The organism is Bradyrhizobium sp. PMVTL-01, from assembly GCF_051861855.1.
Lineage (GTDB): Bacteria > Pseudomonadota > Alphaproteobacteria > Rhizobiales > Xanthobacteraceae > Bradyrhizobium.
Genome location: NZ_CP193982.1, coordinates 280662 through 301284 on the forward strand (window position 1 = coordinate 280662; position 20623 = coordinate 301284).

The 20623-nt window shown below is 65.0% G+C and carries 16 protein-coding genes, 1 tRNA gene, 1 pseudogene and 1 riboswitch; of the genes and pseudogenes, 9 read left to right on the forward strand and 9 right to left on the reverse strand.

Translation table 11 applies throughout. From position 1 onward, the window contains the following. Positions 1–12 precede the first annotated feature (12 nt). A riboswitch (ZMP/ZTP riboswitch) is annotated at positions 13–94 on the reverse strand. A 59-nt stretch (positions 95–153) separates the two neighbouring features. Both ACRQ5Q_RS01310 and ACRQ5Q_RS01315 read right to left on the reverse strand, forming a co-directional pair. Next, positions 154–1872, reverse strand: coding sequence for a heparinase II/III family protein (locus tag ACRQ5Q_RS01310; protein ID WP_439395670.1), 1719 nt, complete (start codon positions 1870–1872; stop codon positions 154–156). Between the two features lie 158 nt (positions 1873–2030). Next, positions 2031–3377 (reverse strand): RsmB/NOP family class I SAM-dependent RNA methyltransferase, encoded by a 1347-nt coding sequence (locus tag ACRQ5Q_RS01315; protein WP_439372310.1) that lies wholly within the window; start codon positions 3375–3377, stop codon positions 2031–2033. Positions 3378–3564: 187 nt separating this feature from the next. Between ACRQ5Q_RS01315 and ACRQ5Q_RS01320 the strand changes: the two genes are divergently transcribed. Both ACRQ5Q_RS01320 and ACRQ5Q_RS01325 read left to right on the forward strand, forming a co-directional pair. Beyond that, complete coding sequence (locus tag ACRQ5Q_RS01320) at positions 3565–3765, forward strand: DUF1674 domain-containing protein (RefSeq protein ID WP_439372309.1); 201 nt, start codon at positions 3565–3567, stop codon at positions 3763–3765. 89 nt (positions 3766–3854) lie between these two features. Then, positions 3855–4444 (forward strand): annotated as a pseudogene (locus tag ACRQ5Q_RS01325) (thermonuclease family protein). Positions 4445–4498: 54 nt separating this feature from the next. On the opposite strand, the gene ACRQ5Q_RS01330 reads toward ACRQ5Q_RS01325, so the two are convergent. Then, on the reverse strand, positions 4499–5014 hold the full coding sequence (locus ACRQ5Q_RS01330; protein ID WP_439372307.1) for a L,D-transpeptidase: 516 nt from the start codon (positions 5012–5014) through the stop codon (positions 4499–4501). A 425-nt stretch (positions 5015–5439) separates the two neighbouring features. Next, positions 5440–7386 carry an acetate--CoA ligase gene (gene acs / locus ACRQ5Q_RS01335; protein ID WP_439395672.1) on the reverse strand — a complete coding sequence of 649 codons (1947 nt, stop codon included), beginning with the start codon at positions 7384–7386 and terminating at the stop codon, positions 5440–5442. Between the two features lie 392 nt (positions 7387–7778). Here acs and ACRQ5Q_RS01340 point away from each other — a divergent pair, with 392 nt between their 5' ends. Beyond that, complete coding sequence (locus tag ACRQ5Q_RS01340) at positions 7779–8948, forward strand: DNA topoisomerase IB (RefSeq protein ID WP_439372305.1); 1170 nt, start codon at positions 7779–7781, stop codon at positions 8946–8948. A gap of 13 nt (positions 8949–8961) precedes the next feature. Here the strand turns inward: ACRQ5Q_RS01340 and ACRQ5Q_RS01345 are convergent, their stop codons facing one another. Further along, positions 8962–9417, reverse strand: a complete 456-nt coding sequence (locus ACRQ5Q_RS01345; protein WP_439395674.1) for an SRPBCC family protein — start codon at positions 9415–9417, stop codon at positions 8962–8964. Between the two features lie 101 nt (positions 9418–9518). Here ACRQ5Q_RS01345 and ACRQ5Q_RS01350 point away from each other — a divergent pair, with 101 nt between their 5' ends. Next, positions 9519–10610, forward strand: coding sequence for an adenylate/guanylate cyclase domain-containing protein (locus ACRQ5Q_RS01350; protein WP_439399960.1), 1092 nt, complete (start codon positions 9519–9521; stop codon positions 10608–10610). 3 nt (positions 10611–10613) lie between these two features. Here the strand turns inward: ACRQ5Q_RS01350 and ACRQ5Q_RS01355 are convergent, their stop codons facing one another. The 3 genes from ACRQ5Q_RS01355 to tsaD all read right to left on the reverse strand — a co-directional run bounded on the left by ACRQ5Q_RS01355 (position 10614) and on the right by tsaD (position 13263). After that, a complete protein-coding gene (locus ACRQ5Q_RS01355; protein ID WP_439372303.1) occupies positions 10614–11027 on the reverse strand; it encodes an EVE domain-containing protein in 414 nt (137 codons plus the stop codon). Between the two features lie 2 nt (positions 11028–11029). Beyond that, on the reverse strand, positions 11030–12010 hold the full coding sequence (locus ACRQ5Q_RS01360) for an NAD(P)H-dependent glycerol-3-phosphate dehydrogenase (RefSeq protein ID WP_439395676.1): 981 nt from the start codon (positions 12008–12010) through the stop codon (positions 11030–11032). 179 nt (positions 12011–12189) lie between these two features. Then, positions 12190–13263, reverse strand: coding sequence for a tRNA (adenosine(37)-N6)-threonylcarbamoyltransferase complex transferase subunit TsaD (gene tsaD, locus ACRQ5Q_RS01365; protein WP_439395678.1), 1074 nt, complete (start codon positions 13261–13263; stop codon positions 12190–12192). A 152-nt stretch (positions 13264–13415) separates the two neighbouring features. Here tsaD and ACRQ5Q_RS01370 point away from each other — a divergent pair, with 152 nt between their 5' ends. The 5 genes from ACRQ5Q_RS01370 (at position 13416) to ACRQ5Q_RS01390 (ending at position 18580) form a co-directional block, all read left to right on the forward strand. Further along, the gene (locus ACRQ5Q_RS01370; RefSeq protein WP_439372300.1) at positions 13416–14159 is read left to right on the forward strand and encodes a uroporphyrinogen-III synthase; all 744 of its coding nucleotides are present in this window, start codon (positions 13416–13418) and stop codon (positions 14157–14159) included. A gap of 89 nt (positions 14160–14248) precedes the next feature. Continuing rightward, positions 14249–15463, forward strand: coding sequence for a COG4223 family protein (locus tag ACRQ5Q_RS01375; RefSeq protein ID WP_439395680.1), 1215 nt, complete (start codon positions 14249–14251; stop codon positions 15461–15463). 36 nt (positions 15464–15499) lie between these two features. Next, positions 15500–17305: a heme biosynthesis HemY N-terminal domain-containing protein gene (locus tag ACRQ5Q_RS01380; protein ID WP_439372298.1), complete on the forward strand. Its 1806-nt coding sequence runs from the start codon at positions 15500–15502 to the stop codon at positions 17303–17305. Positions 17306–17405: 100 nt separating this feature from the next. Beyond that, positions 17406–17481: transfer RNA gene (locus ACRQ5Q_RS01385), tRNA-Thr, on the forward strand. A 349-nt stretch (positions 17482–17830) separates the two neighbouring features. Continuing rightward, the gene (locus ACRQ5Q_RS01390; RefSeq protein ID WP_439395682.1) at positions 17831–18580 is read left to right on the forward strand and encodes a DUF3800 domain-containing protein; all 750 of its coding nucleotides are present in this window, start codon (positions 17831–17833) and stop codon (positions 18578–18580) included. Between the two features lie 538 nt (positions 18581–19118). On the opposite strand, the gene ACRQ5Q_RS01395 is transcribed toward ACRQ5Q_RS01390, so the two are convergent. Beyond that, positions 19119–20186 carry a hypothetical protein gene (locus ACRQ5Q_RS01395; protein ID WP_439395683.1) on the reverse strand — a complete coding sequence of 356 codons (1068 nt, stop codon included), beginning with the start codon at positions 20184–20186 and terminating at the stop codon, positions 19119–19121. Between the last annotated feature and the right edge of the window lie 437 nt (positions 20187–20623).

Genomic DNA, 20623 nt, shown 5'->3' on the forward strand with positions numbered 1-20623 from the left:
CTGCTAACGGAGTGTCTATGCCCAGGCGCGCGGCTGATATGTCCCGCGCTTCCCGATGGTGCTCCATCCAAGGTCGCCAGTCGCGCGAGCGAGGGCTCGATAGCAGCTTTTGGCGCTCGTCTCAACGGGTAGATAGGGCCGGATTACGCCTGTTTACAGCGGAAGTTCCGGCTCGCGCCTGGCGTTGCGGCGGGCATTGGTGACGGCCGGCGAGGCGGTGGAGCGGATAAAGCTCCAGCGGATCGAAGGGGACTGCCGTGCGTCCTGGCGGATCACGATCTGGGCAGTGCGGCGCGGGCCGTCATTGCCGGCCAGGAACACGCTGTCCTCGAGGTCCACCTTGTCGTCGAGCGCCTCGAAGGTCCAGACGTCGCGGTTCGGCAGCACCAGCATGACGCCGCGGGCATCCGACAGCCGGCTCGCCTTCACAGCCGGATGTAGATGAAAGCGCAGCGCGAAATCGGCATCGGCGCCCTTGAAGCGACCGCCCTGCGGCGGCGACAGCGTGTCCTCTCCATCGATGCGCGCGCCGTCATTGGTGATCATCAGCACGCGGCGATGGATCGCGCCGAATCTGGAGAGATAGCCGTCATGCGAGGTGGTGAGCAGCGTGCCGTCCTGCACGACCTCGCGATAGCTCTCGACCTGGACCGGACCGCTGGTGACGGGCGAGCCGTGCAGGAGCCGCTTCATCGCCGACATCTCGACGAACTGGCATGACGACGTGTCGCGATAGGCCAGCGTCGAATGCGCGGCGGTGCCACGGGCGAACGGCCGCCAATTGTCGCGGCCCGTGGTCGGCATGCCGCAATTGGTGACGATGCGGCTGCTGCCGGAGGACAATTCGAAGGACAGGCAGCCGGCATGGGCGTCGTGGCTGACGCCGGCCGGCGGCGGCGGGCCGGTGTCGATGATCAACGTGGTCTGGCCGGCATCGAGGCGCTGGAAGCCGGTATGCGGCATGTTCGCCATCGGCGCTCCGTGGGTGTCGTCATAGGCGAGCAGCGTCGCGAGCAGGTCGGAAGGCGTGGCGCTCATGCCGTTGAACAGCGCGAAATTGCCGTCTCCGTGGCGGAAGAAGCGCAGCATCGGCATCATGCGGTCGATGGCATTGAGCAGCGCCGGCGGCGGCGCGATGTTGCGCGCGGCAAAGGTCTGGCGCAGCGGCAGGAGGTCGATCAGGAGCTCGATGAGCGCGCCCGGATTGCGCGAGATGTGGCCGCCATCGGGCAGGATCTGCCGCTGCAATTCGTCCGAGAGTTTCTTCGAGGCGCTGCGGATGTGACGCGCCTGGTTGGCGAGGCACAACGCCGAATAGCACAGCGCGATCAGCACCTGCAGCTTCGGCACCCCGTCGGGGATGTCGACCATGGTGTAGCGCAGGAAGCGGATCTCGCGTGCGAGCGCGCGCAAATAGCGACGGTAGAATTTGTTGTCGGTGTCGTTGAGCACCAGCGGCGCCTGTGACAGCAGCGAGATCACGCGCCGCGCCAGCACGTCGGCGCGACGCGCGACGGGGCGGCGCTTGTTGGCGGGGTTGGCGATCCAGTCCTCGACCAGCGCGCGCGCATTGGCCCGCGTCAGCGCGGTGTCGGCAGCGCGCAAATGGCGCAGCCAGCCGAAGCCGAGCAGTGCGACCTCCCAATCCTCCGACGGCGGCTCGAGATCGAAGATCGAGCGACCGTGGCAATTGACGATCTTGCCGGCGAAGACGAAGCGGCCGGCATAGATCTCGGCGGCGCGGGTCGCATCCGCGGTGCGTAAATCATGCGGCGCGATGATCAGCCGGTCGGTGCGGCCGGGCCAGACCCGCGACAGCGCGACCGAGCCGCCACTCGCGCGCGCGAGCATGTTCCGCGCGAAGCGGTTCATGACCAGCGTCGAGATACGTCTGCGTTGAGCGACCGACACGCCTTGCCTTGAAGGGGGAGAGAGGATTCCGACGAATCCCTATTAATCCCAAAATCGGCCGCCTGACACCACCCTGAACGGCGCGAATCAGCGTCGGGATTGCAAAAACCAGTGCAAAATCAGGATTTAACGAGCCGGCTTGCAAAGAATCCATCGAGCCCGCCGAGCCTGGGATCGGCGTTCGGCAGATGGCTCGGCAGGGTGCGCAGGTCGCCATCGGCAGTGATGATCTCGCTAAGACCGGCGAGCTCGGAAGCATCGATCGGGACGCGGCGAAGCGAGGGCTCCGTGGCCAGCAGCGCGGCCACGGCCTGCTCGCCTTCCTCGGGTTCCAGCGAACAGGTGCAGTACACCAGCGTGCCGCCGGGCTTGAGCAGCGAGACGGATTTCTTCAGCAGCCGCTGCTGGAGCGCGGTCAGGGCGGCGATGTCCGATTCCTGCCGGAGCCAGGCGACGTCGGGATGACGGCGGATGGTGCCGGTCGAGGTGCAGGGCGCGTCGATCAGGATGCCGTCGAAACCTTCGGCAGGGCCGGCCCACTCCACCGCGTCGGCGACGACGGTCTCGGCCTGGAGCGACAGCCGCGCCAGATTCTCCCGCAGCCGCGCCACACGGACAGGCGAGCGGTCGATCGCCGTGACCTGCGCGCCTGATAGCGCCAGTTGCGCGGTCTTGCCGCCGGGCGCGGCGCAGAGATCGGCGATGGACTTGCCCTTGATGTCGCCGAACAGCCGGGCAGGCAATGCGGCGGCGGCGTCCTGCACCCACCATTGTCCCTCGGCGAAGCCGGGCAGCATGGTCACTGAGCCGTGCAGCAGCATCCGCACCGTCCCGGTCGGCAGCGTCTCGCCATGCAGGCGGCTCGCCCATTGTCCGGCGTCCGACTTCACGGTCAGATCGAGCGACGGCTCATGGCCGAGCGCCAGCGCCATGTCCCTCGCGGCGTTCTCGCCATAATGCGCGCTCCAGCGCGAAAGCAGCCAGGGCGGCAGATCCAGCGATTGCGCCGCGACCTCGTCGATCAGCGCCTTGCCCTCGCGCGCGCAGCGGCGCAGCACGGCATTGACGAGACCCGCATAACGGGCTGCGCGTCGGTCGGATTGCACGAGGCGGACGGAGAGATCGACGGCAGCGTGATCGGGCACGTCCATCCAGAGGATCTGGGCGGCGCCGATCAGGAGCGCGCTCTGCGCGCGCGGTGCGTCGGAGGGAATGCCCTTGTCGAGCAGGCGGGACAGCACATGGCCAAGCGTGCCGAGCCGGCGCAGCACGGTCGCAACCAGGCGGCGCATCAGTGCGCGGTCGCGGTCGGCCAGCGTCTTCAGTCCGGGATGGGCGCCGCCGCCGTCGAGCTGGTCGTCGAGCGTGCGGTGCTTGTGCAGCACGCCGTCGATGATGTCGGCGGCAATCCGCCGTGCCGCGAGACCAGGCACTTCGGATGGTGGGGCGAAACGTTGAGATGGCATGCGGAAGCAAGGTTCTGAGCGAGCGGCAGTTCCGCCGCTATGGCGCATGCCTAGAGAATTCGATCTGTGGCACGCGAATATGCCAAATGTAAGAATGGCGTCTCGCGTTTGCAGCCCGCCATGACCATTTCAGCAATGCGATTTTGGACCTCGCATGCCCCGTGATCTTGCGCTAGGGAGCGCCGACATGAGTGACCAACCCTCCGTTCCTGATCGCAAGCAGCTCCCGCCAGCTGCCCAGCGTGCGTTGGCCGAGGCCGACGCGCGCCGGCAGGCGGCTGCTGCGGCTCATGCCGAAGCGGGGCCCAAGGAATTGCAGGGACCGAAGGGGCCTGAGCCCACCCGTTACGGGGATTGGGAGCGCAAAGGCATTGCCTCCGATTTTTGAGCTGCAGATCCGGCATACCCTCGTCTTCCTACGTACTCTCCTCTTGAGGCACCTTGCCGGTTCGGCCGACTCAGCCGTAGCGTCTGCGCATGCCGCGCTTCGAGCCCAGCCCTCCACATCGGCGGTCCTACAGCGGCTCGCCCTTTGGCCGCCGCTTCTCCGGTTTGCTCCCGTGGATGTTCGTGGTCGGCGTCGCCGTCGCGATCGTGCTGACGTTCCGGCACGGAACCAACTGGCCCATTCCGCATGCGAATGACGGCCGGTCGCAGGACGTCGAGATCGTCCTGCAGCAGTCCGGCAACGCCAATGCACGCCAGCCGGTCGATGTCATCCGCACCATCGACGGCGATACTTTTCTCGCACGCGTGCTCCAGCGCAACGGCCGCGATCTCGTCGTGCGGGTTCGCCTTCGCGGCATTGACGCGCCGGAGATGAAAGCATCCTGTCAGGATGAACTGGACAAGGCCAAGGCCGCGACCGCCGCGCTGCGCGATTTGCTCGGCCAGGGTGACGTGACCATCAGCAATCTCGGAGCCGACAAATACGGCCGCGTTCTCGCCGACTCGCCACCAGGCGCACCGCCAACGTGTCCGCGGCGCTGCTCGCCGGCGGCTACGCGCGGAGCTACGATGGCGGCCACCGCGACGGCTGGTGCGCGCGGAGCAGACGCTTCTGGTAACAAAAAAGCCGCGTCGTTCGACCCGGCTTTTTCGATTCTCTGCGATCCTGGCGATCAGCGCGTCACGACAACCGTCGTGCCGACGGAGACGCGGCTGTAGAGATCGGTGATGTCGTCGTTGAGCATGCGGATGCAGCCATAGGAGACGAAGCCGCCGACCGAGCCCGGCACGTTGGTGCCGTGGATGGCATATTCGCCGCCGGCCAGAGTCATGGCGGCAACGCCCATCGGGTTGCGCGGCGAGCCGCCGGGAATGACGTCGGGTAGCTGCGGCTTGTCGCGCTTGACCTCGGCGGGCGGCGACCAGGCCGGGTTGCGATACTTGCCGTCGATGCGGGTGGTGCCGGCCCACTGCTTGCCGGACCTGCCGACGCCGACCGGGTAGCGCACGGCGTGACCGCTATCGAGGATGAGGTAGAGCTTGCGCTCGTTGGTCTTCACCACGATGGTGCCCGGCGAATAGTCGCCTGGATGCGCTCCCACCAGCTCCGGCCGTGCCTCGGCTGCCGTCGACATCACGACCCCTGCCCCGATGGTGGCGGCGACCGCCACAGCAATCCTCATCGACATCAATGCCTCCCTTCCGTTGGCCCGAACGGGTCGTCCAATCTACGCAAAATACCCGGCAACGGCCCGGCTCGCCCACACAGTATTGACCGCGCCCGTTAACCGGATGGTTTCCAAGCGTGGCCGCCCAGGGCCAGCCAATCGGTGAACAAAGGAAATGTTGGAAATAAAGTAAATGACCTGAAAACAACACTGGAGGGAAAGATGCGGCCACGCCGCCGCGCGCCCTGACAAGAGCGTGAGGATATGAATGGCTGTTGTTTCAGGCAGATCAACGCGAACCGCGGGTCGTGTCCCGGACAAGGCGCAGCACGAAGTGACGCGACGCAGCGCGGGGACCCAGGAGGCCGCAGGATCTGCCGTCGGGCCCAGCTCGGCAGCGCACCGCTGAAGGAGCGCTGCGCTGCGTCCGGGGCACGAGATCGGCCTTATGCCGACTTCTTGTTCTGCCGGTTCTTGACGAGATCGTCGACCACGGCGGGATCGGCGAGGGTTGAGGTGTCGCCCAGGCTGCCCGGCTCGTCCTCGGCGATCTTGCGCAGGATGCGACGCATGATCTTGCCGGAGCGGGTCTTGGGCAGGCTAGGGGCGAACTGGATCTGGTCGGGCGAGGCGATCGGGCCGATCTCCTTGCGCACCCAGGTCACGAGTTCTTTCCGCAGATCGTCGGTCGGCTGCACGCCGGCCATCAGCGTGACATAGGCGTAGATGCCCTGGCCCTTGATGTCGTGCGGGAAGCCGACCACCGCTGCCTCCGACACCTTCTCATGCGCAACCAGCGCACTCTCGACTTCCGCGGTGCCCATGCGATGGCCGGAGACGTTGATGACGTCGTCGACGCGGCCGGTGATCCAGTAATAGCCGTCGGCATCGCGTCGGCAGCCGTCGCCCGTAAAATACTTGCCCTTGTAGGTCGAGAAGTAGGTCTGCTCGAAGCGCGCGTGATCGCCATAGACCGTGCGCATCTGGCCCGGCCATGACCGCGTGAGACAGAGATTGCCGGTGGTCTCACCTTCCAGCACCTTGCCGTCGGCATCGACGATTTCAGGCACCACGCCGAAGAACGGCTGCGTCGCCGAACCCGGCTTGAGTTTCGTCGCGCCCGGCAGCGGCGTGATCAAAATGCCGCCGGTCTCGGTCTGCCACCAGGTGTCGACGATCGGACAGCGGTCCTCGCCGACGACTCGATGATACCATTCCCAGGCTTCGGGATTGATGGGCTCGCCGACCGAGCCGAGCAGGCGTAGCGAAGCGCGCGAGGTCTTCTTCACCGGCTCGTCACCGCTCTGCATGAGGGCGCGGATCGCAGTCGGCGCGGTGTAGAAGATGTTGACCTTGTGCTTGTCGATGACGTTCCAGAACCGCGAATTATCCGGGTAATTCGGCACGCCCTCGAACATCAGCGTGGTCGCGCCGTTGGCCAGCGGACCATAGAGAATGTAGCTGTGGCCGGTGACCCATCCGACGTCGGCGGTGCACCAGTAGATGTCGCCCTCGTGATAGTCGAAGACGTATTGATGCGTCATCGAGGCGAACACGAGATAGCCGCCGGTGGTGTGCAGCACGCCCTTGGGCTGGCCGGTCGAGCCCGAGGTGTAGAGGATGAACAGCGGGTCTTCGGCGTGCATGTGCTCGACCGGGCAATCCGCCGTCACCATCTTGGCGGCGTCGTGATACCAGAGATCGCGCGACGGATTCATATCGACCTGACCGCCGGTGCGCTTGACCACGACGACCCAATCGACGCCGTCCGCCTTGGCGAGCGCCGCGTCGACATTGGCCTTCAGCGGCACCTTCTTGCCGCCGCGCAGGCCTTCGTCGGCGGTGATGATCACCTTGGATTTGCAGTCGTTGATGCGCTGGGCGAGGCTGTCGGGCGAGAAGCCTGCGAACACCACGGAATGGATCGCGCCGATTCGCGCGCAGGCCAGCATCGCATAGGCGGCCTCGGGGATCATCGGCAGGTAGATGGTGACGCGGTCGCCTTTCTTGACGTTACGGGTGCGCAGGATGTTGGCCATCCGGCAGACCTCGTCGTGCAGCTCCTTATACGTGATGTGGCGGGATTGGGAGGGATCGTCGCCTTCCCAGATGATCGCGGTCTGGTTGGCGCGCCTGTGGAGATGCCGGTCGATGCAGTTGTGGGCGACGTTGAGGATGCCGTCCTCGAACCATTTGATCGAGATATTGCCGGGCGCGAAGGAAACGTTCTCGATTTTGGTCGGCGCCTTCATCCAATCGAGGCGCTTGGCCTGTTCGGCCCAGAAGCCGTTCGGGTCCGAGATCGAGCGCGCGTACATGTCCTTGTACTTGGCCTGGTCGACCCAGGCGCGTTTTGCCCATTCCGCCGGCACGTCGTAGATCTTCTCGGACATATTTCCCTCCACATGCGGCAAGCTCAGGCAATGCCGACCTTATCATTTGACGGATTATGCGTCGGGCTAACCGGACCCGACAAGGAGCACAAGCTGGACCTTCGGCGAGCCGCCGACCATGCGGAGGATCAAGGTCAGCCAGATTGGCTGTCGCAAATCTGAAACAGGCCGACAGGTGCCTTTCGGCTCTTTACTCAAATCGCCGGAACAGCCTCGTGCAGGGCGCCCATGCGTCGCAGACGGTATTTAGAAACCGCTTTTCATTGATTCGGGACTCGCAATACGGTTCGGGACACCCTAAGTGGCTACCCCGGGTCCAACGAGACCCCGCAGGGAACAAACATCAGAACAGCGGCATTGAACGGTAACACACAGGGCCAAGGCGTAAGACTATGATGGATCAGCAGAATCTCGGGACGATGCGGCCCGCTTCGGCCGATGCTGCTGCCATTGCGCTAGCTAAGGCCCTCGGACAATGGCCGAAACCGGCCGGTTCCACCCGCCCCAGCCCGAAAAAGGTGTTCGATTCGGCGTCCCCGGCGGCGGTCGAGGCGCTGGCCAAGGAGCTGGGGCTGCGGCTCGGCGACCAGAACGAGCTGACCATCCGCCGCATCAAGCGCGGCAAGGGCTATTCCTTCGTCCGCCCCAACGGTGCCCATATCCGCGACGCCCGCACCATCCGTCGGCTGCACGCCATGGCGGTGCCGCCGGCCTATCGCGACGTGCGTTACTCCGCCGACCCGAGCTCGCACCTCCAGGCGGTGGGTCGCGATGCCGCGGGCCGGCTGCAATACCGCTATCACGCCGATTGGGAGAAGGTCCGCGAGCACCGCAAGGCGCATCGCCTGGAGAAGCTCGTCGGCGCGCTGCCGAAAATCCGGCGCAAGGTCTCTGCGTTCCTCTCGGGCGACGAGCCGACGCGCGAATTCGCGCTCTCGGCCGTGATCGAGCTGATCGCCCGCACCGCGATCCGCCCGGGCAACGAATCCTATGCCCGCCTCAACGGCACCCGCGGCGCCACCACGCTGCTGAAGTCCAACGTCACGCTGGAAGACGACTGCTTCGTGCTGACCTTCAAGGCCAAGGGCGGCAAGGCGGTGCGCAAGGAATGCGACGCGGCCAAGCTGGTGCGCGCCATCGGCATTCTCCAGGGCGTCCCCGGCAAGCGCATGTTCCAGTACCGCGACGCCTACGGCATCGTGCGCGCGGTCAACACCACGCAGGTGAATGCGTTCTTGCGCGAAATCGCGGGCATCAAGATCTCGCTGAAGGATTTTCGCACGCTGATGGCGTCAGCCGTGGTCGTGGAATCGCTGTCGCGGATCACGCCGGCGACCAGCCAGCGCGGCCGCAAGAAGCAGGTGCTGGATGCGATCCGCGCCGCGGCCGACAAGCTCTCCAATACGCCGGCGATCTGCCGCAAGAGCTACGTGCATGACACCATCGTCACTGCCTTCGAAGAGGGCATCCTCGAGCGCTTTGCTGCGACGATGAAGGGCCAGCGCTCGCAGGCTCGGCGAGAGCAGCTGCTGGCGCAGGTGGTGGCCACCGCGGCGGTGTGACCCGCCCCCGTCGCTACATCTTGTCTGAAACACCTTTGTCGGGACCCGGATCGCGCCCCGCGGCGGCGTTCGTGAGCCGGGCTAGGTAGTGCGTCCATCCCTTCGCGTGCGCGGCCACCTGTTCCTCGGTCGGCAGCCCGCTATGCGTCATGCGCAGCAGCGTGCCACCATCCTGTTCGATCAGGTCGATCTCGATCAGGCTCGAGCCGGGCGGCACTTCCTGACCACCCTCCCAGCCGAACGTGTAAGCCAGACGATGCACCGGAACGACCTCGCGGAAGGCGCCGCGGGCGACGCTGGCGCGCGGGCCGATCCCCTTGAGCAGGTAGAGCCCGCCGGGATGAGGCTCGGTGGTCGCATCCGAGCCCATCCAGCTCAGGATTTTCTCAGGGTCGGTCAAATAGGCGAAGACGGTGGCGCGCGGGGCGGCGATCTGGGTCTCGCGTCGCAATACGAACTGCACGGTCATTTGCGATCATCCCTAAGGCGATACTGGCACATGGCGGCGCCAAGGCAGCCCGTCAAGGATTGCCCGTGACAAAGGCGGCCCTCCTTGGCCATCATCGGGGCATGCAATTCTCTCCAACCCTCGCCTGGCTTGTCGATGCCGCCTCCGATAGTCCCGGCGCCGACCGCCTGCTTGCGGACCTCGGTGCGCATCTGCTTGCCGACGGTGTGCCGCTTGCGGCAGGCGCCCTGACGCTGGAGGTGCCGCATCCGCTGATCGCGAAGCGGACTTGGCTGTGGCGCGCCGAGAGTGGCAGCGTCATCGAAGCGCTCGGCTTCGCGCCGGGTGGCCTTGCGCCCGATCCGCCCAACGATGCCGGCCGACGCTGGCTGCGCGACATCGCTGATGGCGAGGTGCATGAAGATGTTGTCGGGCGCGCAGCGCCGGTGCTCGGCTGGATCGCGCCGCGTCAATTCACGCCGGCCGAAATCGAGCAATTGCGCCAGGCCGCGCGCTTTGCCGCGACCCCGCTGGCTGTGCTCGCAGCGCGCGCCACCTTGCGGGCGACGCTGGAGGCTTATCTCGGCAAGCGCAGTGCCGAGCGGGTGCTAGCGGCACCGCTGCGGCGCGACCTCGGGGAGACCATCCAGGCGGCGCTGCTTTATGCCGATCTGCGCGGCTTCACCACCTTGTCGGAAACCAGTCTGCCCGCCGACATCATCGCCGCACTCGATGCCTGGTTCGACCGCATTGCCGGTGCCGTTCACGCCTTCGGCGGCGAGGTGCTGAAATTCATCGGTGACGGCGTGCTCGCGATCTTTCCGGTGGTCGAGGCGTCGCCGCGTCGCGCCTGCGAGGCGGCCCTGCGTGCCGCAGGCGCAGCCGAAGCCGGAATGGCGTATCTCAACGCAGAGCGACGGGCGCAAGGCTTGCCGCCGCTCGCGTTCGGCGCCGCGCTTCATCTCGGCGAGATGCTCTGGGGAAATATCGGCGCCGCCAATCGACTGGATTTCACCGCGATCGGTCCTGCCGTCAATCTCGTCAGCCGGCTCGAAGGCCTGTGCAAGCCGCTCGCCAGGACTGTGCTGGTCTCGGGTGCGCTCGCGGCGGAGACGGAGATGCCGCTGGTTGCGCTCGGGCGGCACAAGCTGCGCGGCATCGCCTCGCCCTGCGAGGTCTTGGCGTTGCCGGAGGCGCAAGCTGGGACTTCGTAGTTCCTACAGTCCGCCCATCTTGCAAACCAGCTTCCATTCCTCGGCCGTCACCGGCTGCACCGACAGGCGCGCATATTTCACCAGGGCCATGTCGGCGAGTTTCTTCTCCGCCTTGATAGCGGCCATCGTCACCGGTGTCTTCAGCGGCTTGTCGGCCTTGATGTCGACGCAGACGAATTTTTCGGTCTTGTCGGTTGGGTCGGTGTAGGCCTCCTTGATGATCTCGACGATGCCGACGATCTCCTTGCCCTCGTTGGAATGATAGAAGAACGCCTTGTCGCCCTTCTGCATGTTCACGAGGTTCTGACGCGCGGTGTAATTGCGCACGCCGGTCCAGGCTTCGCCCTTGGCGCCCTTCGCCACCTGCTGGTCCCAGGACCACACCGACGGTTCGGATTTCACCAGCCAGTACGCCATGCTCATTCCTCTGCCTTGAAGGGACGCGTCAACAATCCCGAAATGGCGGCGTCGATCGTGCTCCGGCCGCCCAGGATCGAAGCGACCGCTTCTGATACCGGCATCTCGATGTTTTGCGAAGCCGCGAGCTCGATCAGCACCGGCGCGGTGAACTCGCCCTCGGCGAGCTTGCCTGCAGACGGCTGCTCGCCGCGCCCGAGGGCGAGGCCGAGCGCGAAATTGCGCGATTGCGGGCTCGAGCAGGTCAGGATGAGGTCACCGAGGCCGGACAGGCCGGTGAGCGTCTCGCCGCGCGCGCCGAGCGCGCGGCCGAGGCGCGTCAGCTCGGCAAAGCCGCGCGTCGTCAGCGCCGCCTGGGCCGAGGCGCCGAGCCTGCGCCCGACCGCAATGCCGACCGCGATCGCCAGCACGTTCTTGGCCGCGCCGCCGATCTCGACGCCGCGGATGTCGGTGGAGTGATAGGGGCGGAATGTCGGTGAGCCCAGCGCCTGCACGAGGCTGCTCGCCAGCGCGTCGTCCTTCGCCGCCAATGTCACCGCCGTCGGCAGGCCGCGCGCGACGTCGTCGGCAAAGCTCGGACCCGACAGGATCGCCGGCATTGCATGCGGCGCGGCCTCCGCGATCACGTCGGTCATGAACTTGTGGGTGCCGTGCTCGATGCCCTTGGCGCAGGCGATGATCGGAATTGGCTTTGCGAGGTGCGAGGCCAGCATGTTGACCGCGCCGCGCAGATGTTGCGCAGGCGTTGCGATCAGCAGCATCTCCGCGCGCGATGCCTCCGCGAGATCGCTCGTCACCACGATCTCCGGCACCAGCCGCACGCCTGGTAGCCGCGGATTGTCGCGCGTCGAGGCAATCCGCGTCGCATGCTCCGCGTTGCGCGCCCAGAGCGTGACGCGTCGCCCTGCCCGCGCCGCCACCGTCGCCAGCGCGGTCCCCCAGGCGCCCGCTCCGATCACCGCGACGGATTGTAACGCGGTCATGGCTCGAGCCCTCCACTCCCTCGCGCTTGCGGGGAGAGGGTCGGGGTGAGGGGGAGTCTCTGCAGGGATGGTGACAGAGAGAGAAGGTCCCCCTCACCCGAATTCGATCTGCGATCGAATTCAACCTCTCCCCGCAAGCGGGGCGAGGTGAAGTGGAGCTCACGGCGACACCACAACATTCAATATCCCGCCCGCGTCTTGCCGTAGCCGGCCGGCGCCGTCGCATTGGCGTCGAGCAGCCAGCGTGCGCGCGGCTGCGCCTCCATCGTGTCGGTCAGTCCCAGCGCGAGACGTTCGGCGCCGGCCCAGGCGATCATCGCGCCATTGTCGGTGCAGAGCGCCGGCGGCGGCATGATCAGTTGCGTCCGGGCCTCCCGCGCGACGTCGTGCAGCGCGCCGCGGATCGCCTGATTGGCGGCGACGCCACCGGCGGCCACGAGCGCGCGCGGCGCGCCGAATTGCTCGCGGAAAAGCTTGAGGCCGATGCTGAGCCGGTCGGCGGTCGAATCCAGCACCGCGGCCTGGAAGCTCGCGCAGAGATCACTGATGTCCCGCGGCGTGATCTCGGCGAGCCGGCTTGCTTCGGTGCGGACGGCCGTCTTCAATCCGGACAGCGAGAAATTGGCATCGGGGCGCCCCTGCATCGGTCGCGGGAAGGCGAACCGCGCAGCATCGCCGCTTGCCGCCGCGCGTTCGACCTGCGGGCCGCCGGGATAAGGCAGCCCCAGCATCTTCGCGACCTTGTCGAAGGCTTCGCCGATGGCGTCGTCAACGGTGGTGCCGAGCCGCACATACTCGCCGACGCCGGTGACCGCCACGATCTGGGTATGGCCGCCCGAGGCGAGGAAGAGGCAGTAGGGAAAATCGATGCCGTCGGTGAGACGCGGCGTCAGCGCGTGTGCTTCCAGATGGTTCACCGCGACCAGCGGGGTGTCATGCACCATCGCGATCGCCTTCGCGGTGGTGAGCCCGACGATGACGCCGCCGATCAGCCCCGGCCCTGCCGCCGCGGCGACGCCGTCGAGCTGGGCATAGTCGATGCCGGCCTCGTGCATGGCGCGGTCGATGATCCCGTCGAGCACGTCGACATGCGCGCGCGCGGCGATCTCCGGCACCACGCCGCCGAAGCGGGCATGCTCCTCGACCTGCGACCGCACGATGTTGGACAGGATCTTGCCGCTGCCGCCGGGCGCGCGCTCGATCACCGCCGCGGCGGTCTCGTCGCAGGTGGTTTCGATACCCAATACCAGCATTGGCGAATCGTTATCCAATTTGCGCCCTTGCACTGAGCCATAAAGCAGCGTTCTGGTAAGTCCGGTAGCATCCCGGGGTCGGCTTGCGCAATCGTCACGCGCAGCCATCCTGATGGATGCTTCACCCGTCACGCGCCTCGGGAACAGCAGCGATGTCCATTCTTGTCACACGGCCGCATCCCGACAATGAGGCGACGGCGGAAAATCTGCGCGCGCGGGGGCATGTGGTGCTGCTCGCGCCGGTGCTCAAGTTCGAGCCCGTCGCCTTCCACGACGAGAGTGAAGCGGGCTATGGCGCCGTCATCGTCACGTCGGCCAATGCGATCCGCGCCGTCGCGCCGCAATTGCGGGACCTCGGTCTTCTGGAGCTGCCGCTGTTCGCGGTCGGCGAGCACACCGCGTCTGCCGCGCGCGACGCCGGCTTTGGCGAGATCATCGTCGCCGGCGGCAATGCCGCAGCCTTGCGCGATAAGGTCGTGCAAAGTGCGCGCGACAAGCTGAAGAAGAGAAGCACGTTGCTCTATCTTGCCGGTGCGGATCTGTCGCGCGATCTCGGCGGTGAGCTCGGTGCGGAAGGATTTAACGTGGTTACGCAAACGACCTATCGCATGGCGCCGGTCAAGCACCTGCCGCCCGAGGTCTGCGAGGGCTTTGCCGCCCACCGCGTCGAGGCGGTGCTGCACTACTCCCGGCGCAGCGCGCGGGCGTTTCTGGATGCAGCGCGGGATGAAGGCGTCGAAATTTCGGCGCTGGCGATCCCGCAATGCTGCCTGTCCGAGACGGTCGCCGGCGTGCTGCGCGATGCCGGTGCGCCGCAGGTTCTGGTGGCCGCGACGCCGGACGAAAATGCCTTATTTGACACCTTGGAGCGTGCTTTGCGTACCCGTTTGGCGTAAGAGGTCGGGCCGAATCCGACGCAATCGGGTCCGTTTAAGGATCTATGCCAGGATGTGTGCAAGGTATGGAAGTGTGAGGAACCGTCACGATGGCCGACGACAAGCCTGAAGAGGCAGGATTGGCTCCCGACACCGGTCGTGCCAAGCGCACCCCGCCCACCATCGATTTGGAGGCAACCGAAGTCTCGACCCAGCCGCAGGAGGCGGCGGGCGAGCCCGGGGCTCAGCCGGCGGCCGAGCAGGCCGCGCCTGAGCAGGAAAAGGTCGAGCAGACCAAGCCCGAGCCTCACCCCGAGTCAGCCGAGGAGCAGCCTTCCATTGCGCCCGCATCCGCCTCGCGGCCGGTTTCCCCCTGGGTCATCGCACCGTTCTCCGGTGCGGCGGCGGCAGCGCTCGTGATCGGGGTCGGCTGGATGCTGGGCTGGCCCGCGGTGCAGGCGCCGCCGGCCGAGCCGCAAGTGACGAGCGCGACGGTCGATGCGCTGAGCGGTCGCCTCGCCGCGGTCGAGGCCAAGACCGGCAAGCCCGTCGCCGATCCGGCGATAGTGGCGCGGATCGACGCGCTGGAGAAATCGACGAGCGCTCTGCGCGGCGACATCGCCAATTTGCGCGCGCAGTCCGACAAGACCGCAAGCGCGCTGAACGATGCGAAATCAGCGTCACCGGCCGCGCCCGATCTTGGCGCACTCACCGACCGCGTCGCGCAGCTCGAGCGCGCCAGCAAGACTGAACGCGCCGAGCTCGCGCAGCAGGGCGAGAAGATCGCCGAAGCAAAAAAGATCGATGACAAGCCGTTGCGCTTCGTGGTGGCGGCGGCCCTGCTCGATGTCGCGGTGCGCCATGGCGATCCCTATCAGTCGCAGCTGTCGGCGGCGCGGTCGCTCGCCGCCAGGCCCGACATGCTGAAGCCGCTCGATACGTTCGCATCGTCGGGCATTCCGACACCGGTGGCGCTGAGCCGCGAGCTTCTCAACATCGTGCCGAAATTGTCGCCGCCGGCGGAAGCCCCGGCCGCGAATGCCGGCATCGTCGAGCGCTTGCAGGCCGGCGCGTCGAAACTCGTGCGCATCGAGCGCACCGACGGCGTCGGCAACGATCGCGGCGCCATCGTCGCCCGGGTGACGGCCGCGGCGCTCCGCAACGATTTCGTCGAGGCGCGGCGCGAGCTGAAGACCTTGCCCGAGGCCGATCGCGCACCGGCGCAGGCCTGGCTCGACAAGGCCGATGCCCGCGACGCCGCGCTCGCCGCCTCCCGCAAATTCGCCGACGATGCCATGGCGGATCTCGCCAAATCTTCTCAATAAGATTCGCGCAACAATCGGCGCGTAATAGGGATCGCCATGCTTCGCATCGTCCTTTTCCTTGTCCTGATTGCGCTGGCGGCGGCCGGCGCGGCCTGGATTGCCGACCAGCCCGGTGATCTCGTCCTGACCGCGGGCAGCTTCCGCGCTTCGACGACGCTGCCGAGGTTCGTGTTCTTGCTCGGCCTGTTTGCCGCGGCCGTCGTGCTGGTCTGGAGCATCCTGACCACGATCTGGCGTACGCCGGGCCGCATGCGCCGCCGCCGTCAAGAAAAGCGTCACGCGCGCGGTCGCCACGCCATCACCCACGGCCTGCTCGCGATCGGCCATGGCGACACCGCGCTCGCCCGCCGGCACGCCGAGGCGGCGCGGCGGCACGCGCCGAACGATCCGCTCGCGCTGCTGCTGCATGCGCAATCGGCCCAGCTCGAAGGCAAGCGTGACGAGGCCCAGCGCGTGTTCCGCGCCATGGCCGAGCGTGAGGATACGCGCCTGCTCGGCCTGCGCGGCCTGTTCATCGAGGCGCAGCGCGCCGACGATGCGGTCGGCGCCGTGATGATCGCGGAGGAAGCGCTCAAGCTGTCGCCGTCCTCGACCTGGGCCTCGCATGCGGTGCTGGGCTTCCGCTGCGCCCGCGGTGACTGGAGCGGCGCGCTCGCGATCCTCGATTCGAATCTGTCCGCTGGCCTGATCGACAAGCCGGCCTATCGCCGCCAGCGCGGCGTTCTGCTCACGGCGCGCGCGCTGGAATTGGAAAAGATGGACCGCGACGTCGCGCGCGAGAGCGTGAGGGAGGCGGTCAAGCTCGCGCCGACCCTGGTGCCGGCCGCGGTGCTTGCCGCAAAATTCGAGAGCGAGGCGCATCAGGTGCGCCGCGCCATGAAGCTGGTCGAGACAGCCTGGCTCGCCAATCCGCATCCCGATCTCGCGGACGCCTATGCGCATGTGAAGCTCGGCGATTCCGCGCGGCAGCGCCTGCAGCGGGTCGAGACCCTTGCTGCGAAGACATCGGCCGACAAGCCGGGCCATGTCGAGGGCCAGCTCGCGATCGCACGCGCCGCGATCGATGCCTCCGAGTTCGCCCGCGCGCGCCAGGTGCTCGCGCCCTATCTCAACGATCCGACCCAGCGCGTCGCGCTGTTGATGGCCGAGATCGAGCGCGCCGAGCATGGCGATAGCGGCCGTGCCCGCGCCTGGACCCTGCGCGCGGTGCGCGCCCGCCACGATCCGGCCTGGACCGCGGACGGCTATGTCAGCGATCGCTGGCGCCCGGTCTCCCCGGTCACCGGCCGGCTCGACGCCTTCCAATGGCAGACGCCGGTCGCCAGCCTGCCCTCGGACAAGGCGACCACGATCGAATCCTCGGCCTTCGAGGAAGCCATGCTGGCGGCCCCGCCGCCGAAGCGGGTGACGGCGGCTCCGAGCGAGAGCCCGGTGGAACCGGTCGTGCCTACACCGGCTCCGGCACCCGCCGCCCAGGACAATTCTCCTCCTGAGACCAAGGAAACCGCCAAGGAGGACGTCAAGGAGGACGTCAAGGAGGCCGCCAACGAAGCCGTCAGGGACGAGCCGGCGGCGGAACCTGCCGACCCGGTCACTCCGGCCCCCGATCCCGCCGAATCAGCACCGCCGGCGGCAACGCCGGTGTTCCGGCCCCGCGCCGACGGCAAGCCGGCCCCTGCCCCGATCCCCGCCGTGATCCCGATCGTCCGCGCGCCCGACGATCCCGGGATCGACGACGACGGCCCGAGCGACGAATTTACGGAACAAATCGGCACACCCAAGGCCCAGGCAAAGGCCCAGGCCGGCGGCTGGCGCGGATTCTGGTCCCGCTGGGGCGCGTGAAGCGCATTTCGCGTCCCGCTTGTCCTTGCCAATTCAGGCCATGCCCGATATCAGGAGCGCGCGTATCGGGACCGGCATCGCCCCGGTCCCGGCAGGGTTCGCCGCAATAGCTCAGTCGGTAGAGCACGTCATTCGTAATGACGGGGTCGGGGGTTCGAATCCCTCTTGCGGCACCACCTTGAAATTTCAAGAGAATTCGGTTTCTTTTTGCGTGGGCGAATTTCGCCAAGGCCAGGCTCGGGTCAGCGCCGGGTCAGCAGCCAAGCGAAAAATCGCTCGCGGAGGAGCCTCACGTCCCGCCAAAGGCGGGCCATCCAGCCTGCCTAATCCGGAACGGCTACCCTGCCCTGTGAACAGCGGGATGACGGTCCGCACCATCACGGAAGGCAAATTTTTTCGGGTAGGAATCCCTGAGGAGTCACTGATGCCGCTTTGCAGCACCCGTATCGCTCCAGTGGAAGGGGTATTGGTAGCGGGCTATTGCGCGAACCTCATAGCTCATGCAACCTGCAAAGAATGTATTTGATGTATGTCGATGAAAGCGGCGATAGCGGTTTAGTCAACTCGCCAACCGAATATTTTGTTCTCTCAGGCCTTGTCGTGCACGAAAGCAGATGGCGCGACTTTTTGGCTGCCCTTATCGCCTTGCGGCGCAAGTTGCGCGCCAACTACGGACTGCCTGTGAGAACTGAGATTCATGCTGCCCATTTCATCAACAAAAAACCCATAGATCTGCCGAGAAATACAAGGCTGGCAACACTCCGGGTTACAATCGATGAATTGGCGAAACTGGATTATGTTTCAATCACAAACATCGTCACGAAAAAGGCGGGCAAGGCCGCTGACTATGATGTCTTCCTGCGTGCGTGGCAAACCCTTTTCCAGAGGTTTGAAAATACGCTGACAGCGGGAAATTTTCCGGGCGGCCACCGAGACGACTATGGGATAGTTATTACCGACGCGACTTCTGGCAAAAAGCTGTCTCAGCTCGTCAGAAAAATGGCGGTTATAAACTATATTCCGAACAATGCATGGTTCGGTGCAGGTTCTAGAAACCTTCCGATTACGCGCGTGATTGAAGACCCTTATGGGAAAGATTCAGCGCATACACTGCCGGTGCAGATGGCAGACGTTGCGGCGTACTTCCTTCATCAGAAATATAAGCCGAGTGCCTACATTAAACGGCAGCACGCAGAGATGTACTTTGACCGTTTGCAGCCCGTTTTGAACCGTGTGGCAAGCCGGAATAACGCGCTGGGAATTGTAGAGCTATAAAAATTGGGGGCGGATGGTTGCCCACCCGCCCAGGGCAATCCTACTACTAGGATGTGCCTAGGTTCAGATCACCGCCGGTATATATATCGGATTCATGTTGAAAAATCAATAGGATAGTAAGCGATTCAAATCGCTGCACTATTTCCAAGCATGTGCTGCCCCGGCCCAACGCTCTTGTCCGAGCTTCATCCCACGTGGGCAACTGCTACCGTACTGAATCCAGCATTAGAACTCGCCCCGCAGCTCCGCACGTCTTAATGTTTATCACTGCGGTGCGCCCTTCCTGTATTAACGTATTCATGCCTTGGCGAATCCAACCGCTTGTGGCCGCGTCAGAAGCTCCGAACTCTACGGAAGCATTTACGAACTCGCGATTTCCATCGGCCCCTTCGATGACGAACCCAGTCAAGGCTAGTCCATCCTCCGAGAAACTTCGTTTCACGATTTTGCCGGTTGTCTGACCTGCGGTGTGGCATTCTGCATCTGGATAAAGGTTGGTGAGGCTTACGACTTTGTCGCCTGACTGATCCAAATGATACTATGGCAGATTTGATGATCCGGAAGCTTCGCTTCCGTTGCGAGATACGCTGCGCGAAATAACCTTAGACGTCTCGGATCGAATCTTCCAGACACCAGCTTCCAAGCTCCAGCCATACGAGAAGGCTGCGCTCCCCTGAGAGGTCGCCTTAGGATTGGTTGTGCTCCATTCCACTTTACCTTCCGAGCTACAGCTCGTCTGCATGTCACATATGACCCGGAGCGAGTCAGCGACTAAAGAATAATTCCGCACTGGCCATCTCTGAAAGAATGTCCTTTTGTCGCTAACGACGTTGGCCTTGGACAAAGTCTTCCCGAAGTAGCTGACCTGCTCGGAATATTTCTGCTGCACGTAGGCAATTGCAGCGGCGTTCGGCTTATTTGTCGCGCTAAATAGGTTGCGCGTCTCCTCAGCTATCAAGGCGCGCAGATCGCCTGAGCTGGTAACGGCTGAATTCGACTGCACCGGAGACCGGGACGCATTCGCATCGCTGGTAAGATTCAGTCTCTTTACTTCAATGCCAACACGCTGTGCGTCAGCAAAGTTGAGCCACTGCATACCGTCCGGCGGAGCGCCCGTAATGTAGATGATGGCTGACATCGGAAGCCCCAGCTGATTGAGGTAGGCACCCGCAATCGCATTGCCCGCCGAACTAACTCGCGTTTGCCCATCTTCCGACGTGTAGACAGCATGGAATCCTACTCGCGCCGTATCGCTCATCAATCGAACGCGGCCCGCAAGCCACGCCAAGGCGCAAGCGGACGCGCAATACATATTGTCGGGTACCAGAGTGGAGAAACCCTTTAACCGGATCGCCTTCCCGATCTCTATCCCGGCCAACAGATTGCCCCCGCCGCTGTGGAAGACCACGATTGCGTCAGCACTCTTGATGGCCACCTCGATGAACTTTGCCTCATCGCCTTGGATGAGTTCGCCCACCACCTCGATCAGATCAGGAGCGCTCGCACCTAAAGACGACTTTCTAAACTCTGCTGAAAGCGCCCGTTGCGGGATACACAGACAAAGTAAGGTCGAGGCCGTGACCAGTGTGCGAACGAAGGTACTCATGAGTATCCAGTTACGTATGATTATACGACGAATGAGTCCCGGTACATAAGCCTTTTGCCAGCCGCGCCCCGAACAGCCAAGGCGCTGCGCTGCACATCATCAATGCCAAGTGAGCTGCTGCCAGTAAGTTCAGCCGAGAGTTCAAGATCGAGGCGGTCAAGCTTGTCAAGGAGCACGGAGTATCCGGTGACGCAAGCCGGCCATGGCCAGATGAAGCCGGAGCGGGGAGATCGAGTGGCTGCTGGCGCGAGCCGAGGGAGGGTCGCGAGGTGTTTTGACATCAAACCCTTCTCACCCACCCCCATTCTTCGCGTCTGAGAGGGACAATCGCTATCCGGCAGACTCTGGATGCGCGTACGAGTCGGCGGCAGTTGATCCGATGCCGCGCCATCAGTCAGTCACTCGACGTTCGGCGGGGGTTGCAAGGCCAGCGAATG

Bases quoted from the DNA above. Each gene is read 5' to 3' on its own strand.
- ACRQ5Q_RS01390 (WP_439395682.1), top strand. From the start codon at position 17,831: ATGTATGTCGATGAAAGCGGCGATAGCGGTTTAGTCAACTCGCCAACC.
- ACRQ5Q_RS01315 (WP_439372310.1), bottom strand. From the start codon at position 3,377: ATGCCATCTCAACGTTTCGCCCCACCATCCGAAGTGCCTGGTCTCGCG.
- ACRQ5Q_RS01345 (WP_439395674.1), bottom strand. From the start codon at position 9,417: ATGACCGTGCAGTTCGTATTGCGACGCGAGACCCAGATCGCCGCCCCG.
- ACRQ5Q_RS01340 (WP_439372305.1), top strand. From the start codon at position 7,779: ATGATGGATCAGCAGAATCTCGGGACGATGCGGCCCGCTTCGGCCGAT.
- ACRQ5Q_RS01310 (WP_439395670.1), bottom strand. From the start codon at position 1,872: ATGAACCGCTTCGCGCGGAACATGCTCGCGCGCGCGAGTGGCGGCTCG.
- ACRQ5Q_RS01380 (WP_439372298.1), top strand. From the start codon at position 15,500: ATGCTTCGCATCGTCCTTTTCCTTGTCCTGATTGCGCTGGCGGCGGCC.
- ACRQ5Q_RS01330 (WP_439372307.1), bottom strand. From the start codon at position 5,014: ATGTCGATGAGGATTGCTGTGGCGGTCGCCGCCACCATCGGGGCAGGG.
- ACRQ5Q_RS01375 (WP_439395680.1), top strand. From the start codon at position 14,249: ATGGCCGACGACAAGCCTGAAGAGGCAGGATTGGCTCCCGACACCGGT.
- ACRQ5Q_RS01350 (WP_439399960.1), top strand. From the start codon at position 9,519: ATGCAATTCTCTCCAACCCTCGCCTGGCTTGTCGATGCCGCCTCCGAT.
- ACRQ5Q_RS01370 (WP_439372300.1), top strand. From the start codon at position 13,416: ATGTCCATTCTTGTCACACGGCCGCATCCCGACAATGAGGCGACGGCG.
- tsaD (WP_439395678.1), bottom strand. From the start codon at position 13,263: ATGCTGGTATTGGGTATCGAAACCACCTGCGACGAGACCGCCGCGGCG.
- acs (WP_439395672.1), bottom strand. From the start codon at position 7,386: ATGTCCGAGAAGATCTACGACGTGCCGGCGGAATGGGCAAAACGCGCC.
- ACRQ5Q_RS01360 (WP_439395676.1), bottom strand. From the start codon at position 12,010: ATGACCGCGTTACAATCCGTCGCGGTGATCGGAGCGGGCGCCTGGGGG.
- ACRQ5Q_RS01355 (WP_439372303.1), bottom strand. From the start codon at position 11,027: ATGGCGTACTGGCTGGTGAAATCCGAACCGTCGGTGTGGTCCTGGGAC.
- ACRQ5Q_RS01395 (WP_439395683.1), bottom strand. From the start codon at position 20,186: ATGAGTACCTTCGTTCGCACACTGGTCACGGCCTCGACCTTACTTTGT.
- ACRQ5Q_RS01320 (WP_439372309.1), top strand. From the start codon at position 3,565: ATGAGTGACCAACCCTCCGTTCCTGATCGCAAGCAGCTCCCGCCAGCT.